The sequence below is a fragment of the Asanoa iriomotensis genome (assembly GCF_016862515.1).
Lineage (GTDB): Bacteria > Actinomycetota > Actinomycetes > Mycobacteriales > Micromonosporaceae > Asanoa > Asanoa iriomotensis.
Genome location: NZ_BONC01000006.1, coordinates 189,050 through 197,969, shown reverse-complemented (window position 1 = coordinate 197,969; position 8,920 = coordinate 189,050). Strand labels below are relative to the sequence as shown.

The window sequence follows — 8,920 nt, the reverse complement described above, 5'->3', positions numbered from 1 at the left end:
CCGGCTTGTGGCGGCCCGCCGACGGTGGCCCCGACCGGCGTTTCTCCGGCTGGTGCTCCTGCTGCTTCGAGGCACCCAGCGTGACGCCCTCCGCGCTGGGCTTGCGGTCGGCGCGCCGGGCCTCGCGAGCCAACTGGCGACGGCGCCGGTTGTCGCCTTCCATTTCTTTCGGAGCCATGGTTTGGCATGCCCCCTGCTTCCGGAGCTACACCACCCGGATCATGCGCTTTCGACTCACTCGTACCGCGAGTCCCGGGTGACGCGCGCGACGGTTTGCCGGCCCGGTGAACGGGTAGGCGCCGCGCAGCGCGGTTTCGACCCGAGGAGGGTGAGATGTCGACCGGTTTCTGGGGTAGTGGGCCATTCGGCGGCGACCCGTTCGACGAGTTCATGGCCCAGTTCCTGTCCCCCGGCCAACCCCGGGCCCGGCTCGATCTGGGCAAGGTGATGAGCCAGGACGCCCGCGAGCTGTTGCAAGCGGCCGCCGGCGAGGCCGCCCAGCTCGGCAGCACCGACCTGGACACCGAGCACCTGCTCTGGGCGATGACCCAGAAGCCGCCGCTCAACGAGTTGCTGTCGCGCGCCGGCGCCGATCCGGCGACGCTGGCCGGCGAGATCGAGCAGCGCGACCGACGCGGCGGTGCGGTCGAGGGGCCACCGTCGCTGACCCCGGCGGCCAAGCGGGCGTTGCTGCAGGCGCACCAGATCTCGCGGCGGCTCGGGTCCTCGTACCTCGGTCCCGAACACATCCTGTTGGCCCTGACCCTCAACCAGGAGACGGAGGCCGGCCGGCTGCTGGCCATGCACGGGATCAACCCGGAGTCGCTGCAGGCGGCCGCGCGGCCCGGCACCGCGGCCGCGCCGGGTCGCGCACCGCAACAGCCCGACACCGGCACGCCCACGCTCGACCAGTACGGGCGGGACCTGACGGCGCTGGCCCGGGAGGGGCGGATCGACCCCGTGATCGGGCGGGCCGACGAGATCGAGCAGTGCGTCGAGGTGCTGGCCCGGCGCACCAAGAACAACCCCGTGCTGATCGGTGAGGCCGGCGTCGGCAAGACCGCGATCGTGGAGGGCCTGGCGCAGCGGATCGTCGACGGCGAGGTGCCGCGGACCCTGGACGGCAAGCGGCTCGTGCAGCTCGACGTGACCGGGCTCGTCGCCGGCACCCGCTACCGGGGCGACTTCGAGGAGCGGCTCAAGAACCTGCTCGACGAGGCGCGTACGCACAGCGACGACCTGATCGTCTTCATCGACGAGATCCACACGGTGGTCGGCGCGGGCGCCGGCGAGGGCGCGACCGATGCGGCGCAGATCCTCAAGCCGTCGCTGTCCCGCGGCGAGCTGCACGCGGTCGGCGCGACGACGCTCGACGAGTACCGGCGCTACATCGAGAAGGACGCCGCGCTGGAGCGACGATTCCAGCCGATCCTGGTGCCGGAACCGAGCGTCGAGGACACGATCGAGATCCTGCGCGGCCTGCGCGACCGCTATGAAGCCCATCATGGCGTACGTTTCACCGACGAGTCGCTGATCGCGGCGGCCGAGCTGTCGGACCGTTACCTGTCGGACCGCTTCCTGCCCGACAAGGCGATCGACCTGATCGACCAAGCCGGCGCCCGGGTGCAGCTGCGCAGCCGCTCGGTGGCCAAGGACGAGCGCGAGCTGGAGCAGCGGATCGACCAGCTCTGCCGCGACAAGGACCAGGCGGTGGCGGCCGAGCTGTTCGAGCGGGCGAGCGAGCTGCGCGACGAGGTCGCGTCACTGCGCAAGCAGAAGGAGGAGCGCGAGGGTTCGCACGGCGCCAACGTCCCGCAGGTGACGGCGGAGGACATCGCCGAGGTGGTCTCGCGCGCGACTGGCATTCCCGCCCGGCAACTGTCCGAAGAGGAGAAGGAGCGACTGGCCAATCTGGAGCAGCGGCTGCACGAGCGTTTGGTGGGCCAGGACGAGGCGGTACGCGTGGTCGCGCAGGCGATCCGCCGCTCGCGCACCGGGCTCGGCGACCCGAACCGCCCGATCGGCAGCTTCCTGTTCCTCGGCCCGACCGGCGTCGGCAAGACGGAGCTGGCCCGGGCGCTGGCGGAGACGCTGTTCGGCAACCAGGAGAAGATGATCCGGCTGGACATGAGCGAGTTCCAGGAACGGCACACGGTCAGCCGCCTGGTCGGCGCGCCGCCCGGCTACGTCGGCTACGAGGAGGCCGGCCAGCTCACGGAGGCGGTGCGGCGCAGCCCGTACGCGGTGATCCTGCTCGACGAGATCGAGAAGGCGCATCCCGACGTGTTCAACCTGCTGCTGCAGGTGCTCGACGACGGCCGGCTGACCGACAGCCAGGGCCGCACGGTCAACTTCAAGAACACGGTGCTGATCATGACGAGCAACCTGGGCTCCGAGCTGATCACCGCGGAGCAGCCGTCGGTCGGCTTCGCCACGGCGGGCAGCGGCGACGCGGACCGCGACCTGCGCGACCGGATCACCCGGCGGCTGCGCGAGGAGCTGCGCCCGGAGTTCCTGAACCGGATCGACGAGATCGTCATCTTCCGGCGGCTGGACCCGGAGCAGCTCGTCGCGATCACGGACCTGATGCTGGAGCAGACCCGCCGCCGGATGCACGGCCAGGACATCACCGCCGAGTTCACCCCGGCCGCGATCCGATGGTTGGTGGACCGGGGCTACGAGCCGGCGTACGGCGCACGCCCGATGCGCCGCACGATCCAGCGGGAGGTCGACAACCGCCTGTCGGAGATGCTGCTCGACGGCCGGGTATCGCCGGGCCAGAAGGTCACCGTGGACGAACGCGACGGCGCGCTGGCGTTCGACGTGTCGTCGTCGGTCGCGGCCTAGAGCGTTGCGCCGCCTGGGTTGAATGGGGTCATGACCCTGTCCGACAGCGCGGCCAACCGGGATCTCCTGACATACCTGTGTGCCCGCGCGACCCGCGGCAGCGGCGGACCGTATGAACAGGACGGTTGGGAGCTGCATACCCATCCCGACCTGGTCGAGCGGCTCGGTGAGATCGCGCGGTCGGACCGGGCGGTGGTGGCGGTCTACGGGTACGCGGTCCTCGAGCAGAAGGGTGTCGCGGTGGTCGTGGCGCTCGGGACGTCGCACCTGCTGTTCCGCCTGCGGGCGGCGCCCGAGGGCGTCGTGGCCGCAACCCCGATCGAGCCGCTCTGCGGCAACGGCAGGGGCTGGCACGCGGTGGACGCCTGGAGCTCCGACGCGCGGCGCCTGGTCGCGCTCGTCAAGGACGCCCGCCGGCACGCGAACACGCTAGAGGACTCGGACCTCGGCTGACGGGATGCCCTTCTCCCACCAGTGGCGGTAGCAGCCGTAGGTTCTGGGGTCGCGGACGGTGAGGAACGTGGAGAGGGACCGCGCTTCCGCCGACAACGCCGACCACGTGGCGTCGTCCAGTGGGTGGAAGGCGGAGGCTTCGATGCCGCCCTCGACCGGGCGCCAGACGCCCGCGACGTAGCCGCCGACGAGGAGGGTGGGCAGGACGTCGCCGTTGCGGCGGACCACGTGGGGACGGTAGGCCGCGGGGATCAGGCGCGTGCGGTCCGCGTACGCCAGCAGGACGTTGTCCCACATCGGCAGCAGCCGGGGCGGTGCCGGGACGTCCTCCGGTGGCAGCGACGCACCGGGCAGGTCGAGGAGGCCGTCGTGGTTGGTCAGGTCGTCGCCGAGGGCCGCGACCGCCGCCTTGATCCGGGCGCTGTTCAACCGGGTGAAGGCCATGATGTCCGAGATGGACGCCGGGCCGAAGGCGGACAGGTAGCGGCGGACGAGCATGCCCACCGAGTCCAGGTGGTCGGCCGAGCCCGCCGCGTTGAGGAAAGCGGCCGGATGGCGGAAGGACCACGGGCCGCCGTTCGGCACGTAGTGCAGCGGCGCGAACGTCCGCAGCGCCCACCACATCTGCGCCGGGTCGGCGACCCGGTCGGCCAGCATCGCCTTGATCTCGTCGCCCGAGCGTGGCTCGGTGGCGAAGTCGGCGAGGGCGCCAAGCGCCGCCAGCGCCTCCGCGTTCGTCAGGTCGCTCTCCCGCCACCGGTAGTCCGCGAGCCGCGCCGCCCGCAGCAGCGGCGTCATCGCCGCGTGCAGGCCCGGCCAGTCGGCACCGTGCACCGCGTGCAGCGTGACCCGCAGCAGCGTTGCCCGCACCACCGAACCGTCCGCGAACGCGCGGTCCACCGCCGCGGCGTCGAGGCCGTCGATCCGGTTCCAGAGCGCCAGGTACGGCGACGCCGGGTCCTGTGCCTGGAGCGCCAGCACCCGCCGCACCGTCTCCGGGACCGACAGCGGCGCGCGCCGGAGGAGGAGCTGCCGGTCAAGCGTCGCCCGGTTGAGCTGCCGCGCGGTCGGGCTCAAGCATCCGCCAGGCGGGCCAGGTAGACGACGTCCGGCTCGCCGTGGTCTACCTCCGTGAGGAGCGTCGAGACCGGGCCGATCGTGGTGGACAGGCGGGACGCGTAGTCGTCCGAGGCGGCGGCGCTCCAGACCGCCAGCACCCCGCCCGGGCGCAGGTGGGCGCGGAGCAGGGCCGTGCCCGCGTCCGCGTACAACGCGGCGTTGGTGTCAAAGACCGTCCAGTCCGGACCGTTGTCGACGTCCAGGCAGATGGCGTCGAAACGCTCGTCGGTCGTGGCCAGCCAGTGTCCCAGGTCGGCGGTGACCACCCGGACCCGTGGGTCGCGCAACGCGCCGCCGCTGAACGGCGCCAGGTGCGTGTCGTGCCACGAGACGACCGTCGGCTCGATCTCGACGACCACGATCTCGGCCAACGAAGAACAGGGCACCGCCGCGGCAAGCGAGAAGCCCACTCCCAGGCCCGCGATGAGCAGGCGCGCGCCGGGCGAGACCGTCGACAGTGCCGCCGACACCAGCGTGCGTTCCGACGCGCCCGAGCGGGTGTCCATCAGGAACACACCGTTGCTGATCAGCTCGTAGTGTGCGTCGTCGCGGCGCAGCACCAGTTCGCCGCGGTCCGTGACCACCTTCTCGACGATCTCCATCAGGCGGCTCGCAGCACGAACTCGTGTTCCACCAGCATGCTCCCGTCGGTCTGCGGCACGAACTCCTTGACCAGACTTTCCCGTACGCCGAACACCGCATCACTGTCCAGGTAGGAGTCCGCCGAGTCAAACAGGTGGGTGGTCACCGGCAGATGGCCGTCGGCCGAGACGATCACGTGGATGTGCGCCGCCCGCCAGGCGTGCCGGCCGCTGGCCCGCAGCAGCGCGCCCACCGGCCCGTCGGACGGGATCTGATAGCTCACCGGCCGGGTCGTCCGGAACGAGAAACGGCCGTCGTCATCGGCACGGAAGCGTCCCCGCATGTTGCCCCGGGGCTGGTCCGGGTCCTGCACGTCGTACAGGCCGTTGGACGCGCACTGCCACACGTCCAGCACGGCGCCCGCCAGCCCCGCGCCCGACGGACCGCACACCCGCCCGCGCACCGACGCCGGCACACCGGACGGGTCGAGGATGGCGATCGAGTCGCCGAAGGCCCGCCACGGCGCGCCGGGCACGTAGAACGGACCGAGCACCGTCGCCTCGGTGGCCACGCCGGCCGCAGGATGGGCGATGGTCTCCACCAGGGACGACACGCCCAGCGTGTCCGAGAGCAGGATGAACTCCTGCCGCTGTGCGTCACTCGTCTGGCCGACCGCCGTCAGGAACCGAATGCCGGCCAGCCACTCGTCGGGGGTGAGGCCGACCTCGCCGGCGAACGCGTGCAGGTGCCGCACCGCGGCGTCGAGCAGCGCGCGCAGCCGAGGATCGGGCGTTGCCCCGACGCGGTCGAGCACCTCCCGGGTCAGCTCCGCCGCAGGATCACTGCGCGTCATCCCCCGAGCTTAGTGACCGGCCCGCGGCGTGACCGCACTGTCCCTGATGATCAGCTCGGTGGCCAGTTCCACCCGCGGGCTCTCGATCTGCTCGCCGCGGGCCAACCGCAGCACGGTGCGCGCGGCCAGCAGCCCCATCTCGGCCAACGGCTGCCGCACGGTGGTCAGCGGCGGCGAGCACCAGCGCACCTCGGGCAGGTCGTCGAAGCCCACCACGCTGATGTCGTCGGGCACCCGCAGCTTGCGCTGGCGCACCGCCTCGTAGACCCCGAGCGCCATCTGGTCGCTGGACGCGAAGATCGCGGTCGGCGGCTCAGCGAGCGCGAGCAACTCCGTGCCACCGGCGAAGCCGGCCTCGTGGTAGAAGTTGCCCGGCCGGATCAGCGCGTCGTCGATCGGGATGCCGCCGGACTCCAGCGCGGCCCGGTAGCCGTCGAGCCGCGCCCGGCTGCACATCAGGTGCGGCGGCCCGCCGATGAACCCGATCCGCCGGTGACCGAGACCGATCAGGTACTCGGTCGCGTGCAGGCTGCCGACCCAGTTCGTCGCGCCGATCGTGGGCGCCTCCTGCGGCGGCACGCCGGCCGGGTCGACGATCACCACCGGGATGTTGAGGCGGCGCAGCTCGCTCTGCAGCGGCGGCTCCAACGTGGAGGTCACGAAGATGACACCCTCGGTCGACCGCGTGCGGATGTTGTCGAGCCACTGCTTGGCCGAGGAGGTGCGGCGGTGGATGGCCGACACGACCGTGCCGACGCCGGAGGCGTGCGCGACGTCCTCCACGCCACGGATGATCTCGACGGCCCACGGGCTGTCGAGGTCGTTGAAGACCAGGTCGACCAGGCCCGAGTTGGCCCGCATGCTGGGCGGACGCCGCCGGTAGCCGTGCTGGCTGAGCAGGTCCTCGACGCGCTTGCGGGTGTGCGGCGAGACGTCGGCGCGGCCGTTGAGCACGCGGGACACGGTGGGCACCGACACGCCCGCCAGGCGCGCGATCGCCGCGATGGTCACCGTCCTCTTGTCCGCGGAGGCTGTGCCATCAGACGCCACGGTTCGCCCTCTCGTCATGGATGGAGCCTACGGCCGTCGATCAGTCCTTCACAGCTGCCGAAACTTTCAGGTGGATTTCCGGTATGACGGCGACGTTACGACGCCCGCACCGGCCGGTCAAGGAACTGTCGGATCTCGATGTAAGCCGTTACCGTGTTCGGGACGCTCGCCCATTCCGCGGCGGAGCGGCTTCCGGAAGTCCCCGGAAGCGGGACCCGAAGGGGAGCTGCCCATGTCGACCGAGACCGCAGCCGCCGCCACCGCCGCCCGGTCGATACAGAACCCGGTCCTGCGCGGCTTCAACCCGGATCCGTCGATCGTGCGCGTGGGTGCCGACTACTACCTGGCCACCTCGACCTTCGAGTGGTACCCCGGTGTCCGCGTGCACCACTCCCGCGACCTGGTGCACTGGCGCGCCCTCGGCGGGATCGTCACCGACCGCCGCCTGCTCGACCTGCGCGGCGCCGGCGACTCCAACGGCGTGTGGGCGCCCGACCTGACCTACCACGACGGTCGCTTCCACCTGGTCTACAGCGACGTGGCCAGCTTCGCCAGCGGCTACTGGGACCCGCGGAACTTCCACTCCAGCGCACCCGCGATCGACGGGCCGTGGGACGACCCCACCCCGCTGCACGGCCGCGGCTTCGACGCGTCGCTGTTCCACGACGAGGACGGCAGCACCTGGCTGCTCAACCTGAGCGCCGACTGGCGGCCGGGCCGTGACCCGTTCGGCGGCATCGAGATCCAGCGGTACGACCTGGCCGAGCGCGCGCTGGTCGGCGAGCCCAGGATCATCTTCACCGGCACCGCGGCCGGCCTGACCGAGGGCCCGCACCTCTACCGTCACGAAGGCTGGTACTGGCTGGTCACCGCGGAGGGCGGCACGAGCTGGGAGCACCAGGTCACCGTCGCCCGGTCCCGCGAGCTGTTCGGCCCGTACGAGCCCGACCCCGCCGGCCCCCTGCTCACCTCGTTCGGCCGGCCGGAGCTGCGGCTGCAGAAGGCCGGGCATGGCAGTCTCGTACGCACACCCGACGGCCAATGGTTCCTCGCCCACCTGACGGCCCGCCCGGCGACCCCGCTGGGCAACTGCGTGCTCGGCCGGGAGACGGCGATCCAGCGCGTCGAGTGGCCGTCCGGCGGCTGGCCGCGGGTCGACGGCGGGATACCGGCCGACGAGGTGCCGGCACCGGGCCTGTCGCCGCACCCGTGGCCGGACGAGCCCGCCACCGACCACTTCGACGGCCCCACGCTCGGACCCGAGTGGTCCACATTGCGCAGACCGGCCACACCGGACTGGGTCGACCTGGCCACCCGCCCGTCGCACCTGCGGCTGCACGGCGGCCAGTCGCCGGTCGGCCGGCAGCGGCCGAGCCTGGTCGCCCGCCGGGTCGGCGCGACGTCCTGCGAACTGTCCACGGTGGTCGAGTTCGTCCCCCGCGACCACCGGCACCTGGCCGGCGTCACCGCCTACTACAACACCGGCAACTGGCACTTCCTCTACCTGACCCGGTCCGACGACGGCCGGGTGGTGCTGGAGCTGCTGAGCAGCGACCGGGGCCGGCGCACCGCGCATCCGGGGCTGACCGTCGACACCGGCGGCGCCAGCCGGGTCGGGCTGCGCGCGTCGTTCGACGGGCCGGCCGTCCGGTTCGGCTACGACCTGGGCGGCGGCTGGCGCGAGGTGCCGGTCGCACTGGACGCCACGATCCTCTCCGACGAGCACGCGGCGCACGTGGTCGACGGCGAGCCGGCCGCGTGGGGTTTCACCGGCGCGTTCCTCGGGCTCTGGGTGCAGGACCTGGGCGCGGACGGGGTGCACGCGGACTTCGACGAGGCCACCTACCGGGAACGCTGACCCGCGTTCGCCCCACCCCACGTCCGATTTCCGGAACTCTTTTGGATTGACGTGGGGCGATCTCGGCCGTTACGTTTCGGCAAAGTTACGGAACTCGATCCGCAACTATCGGCGTCGCTCGCGATCGGACTACCCCGATCATCCCGAGAGGAGCGCAC

The 8,920-nt window shown here is 71.8% G+C and carries 7 protein-coding genes; 3 read left to right on the top strand and 4 right to left on the bottom strand.

What is annotated here, in order from left to right; translation table 11 throughout:
* Positions 1-333: 333 nt before the first annotated feature.
* The gene (locus Air01nite_RS07255) at positions 334-2,847 is read left to right on the top strand and encodes an ATP-dependent Clp protease ATP-binding subunit (RefSeq protein ID WP_203701161.1); all 2,514 of its coding nucleotides are present in this window, start codon (positions 334-336) and stop codon (positions 2,845-2,847) included.
* A gap of 30 nt (positions 2,848-2,877) precedes the next feature.
* Positions 2,878-3,300, top strand: coding sequence for a hypothetical protein (locus tag Air01nite_RS07250; protein WP_203701160.1), 423 nt, complete (start codon positions 2,878-2,880; stop codon positions 3,298-3,300).
* Here the strand turns inward: Air01nite_RS07250 and Air01nite_RS07245 are convergent.
* The 4 genes from Air01nite_RS07245 to Air01nite_RS07230 are packed head-to-tail and all read right to left on the bottom strand — an operon-like array spanning position 3,277 to position 6,922.
* A complete protein-coding gene (locus Air01nite_RS07245; RefSeq protein ID WP_203701159.1) occupies positions 3,277-4,377 on the bottom strand; it encodes a winged helix DNA-binding domain-containing protein in 1,101 nt (366 codons plus the stop codon). The two genes, Air01nite_RS07250 and Air01nite_RS07245, sit on opposite strands and share 24 nt — an antisense overlap.
* Positions 4,374-5,021, bottom strand: coding sequence for a spermine/spermidine synthase domain-containing protein (locus tag Air01nite_RS07240; RefSeq protein ID WP_203701158.1), 648 nt, complete (start codon positions 5,019-5,021; stop codon positions 4,374-4,376). The genes Air01nite_RS07245 and Air01nite_RS07240 overlap by 4 nt, the downstream gene beginning before the upstream one ends.
* On the bottom strand, positions 5,021-5,854 hold the full coding sequence (locus Air01nite_RS07235; protein WP_203701157.1) for a dioxygenase family protein: 834 nt from the start codon (positions 5,852-5,854) through the stop codon (positions 5,021-5,023). The genes Air01nite_RS07240 and Air01nite_RS07235 overlap by 1 nt, the downstream gene beginning before the upstream one ends.
* Before the next feature lie 9 nt (positions 5,855-5,863).
* Positions 5,864-6,922 (bottom strand): LacI family DNA-binding transcriptional regulator, encoded by a 1,059-nt coding sequence (locus Air01nite_RS07230; protein ID WP_203701156.1) that lies wholly within the window; start codon positions 6,920-6,922, stop codon positions 5,864-5,866.
* A gap of 214 nt (positions 6,923-7,136) precedes the next feature.
* On the opposite strand from Air01nite_RS07230, the gene Air01nite_RS07225 reads away from it, so the two are divergent.
* The gene (locus Air01nite_RS07225) at positions 7,137-8,762 is read left to right on the top strand and encodes a glycoside hydrolase family 43 protein (RefSeq protein WP_203701155.1); all 1,626 of its coding nucleotides are present in this window, start codon (positions 7,137-7,139) and stop codon (positions 8,760-8,762) included.
* Positions 8,763-8,920: the final 158 nt, after the last annotated feature.

Bases quoted from the DNA above. Each gene is read 5' to 3' on its own strand.
- Air01nite_RS07255 (WP_203701161.1), top strand. From the start codon at position 334: ATGTCGACCGGTTTCTGGGGTAGTGGGCCATTCGGCGGCGACCCGTTC.
- Air01nite_RS07225 (WP_203701155.1), top strand. From the start codon at position 7,137: ATGTCGACCGAGACCGCAGCCGCCGCCACCGCCGCCCGGTCGATACAG.
- Air01nite_RS07230 (WP_203701156.1), bottom strand. From the start codon at position 6,922: ATGACGAGAGGGCGAACCGTGGCGTCTGATGGCACAGCCTCCGCGGAC.
- Air01nite_RS07240 (WP_203701158.1), bottom strand. From the start codon at position 5,021: ATGGAGATCGTCGAGAAGGTGGTCACGGACCGCGGCGAACTGGTGCTG.
- Air01nite_RS07235 (WP_203701157.1), bottom strand. From the start codon at position 5,854: ATGACGCGCAGTGATCCTGCGGCGGAGCTGACCCGGGAGGTGCTCGAC.
- Air01nite_RS07250 (WP_203701160.1), top strand. From the start codon at position 2,878: ATGACCCTGTCCGACAGCGCGGCCAACCGGGATCTCCTGACATACCTG.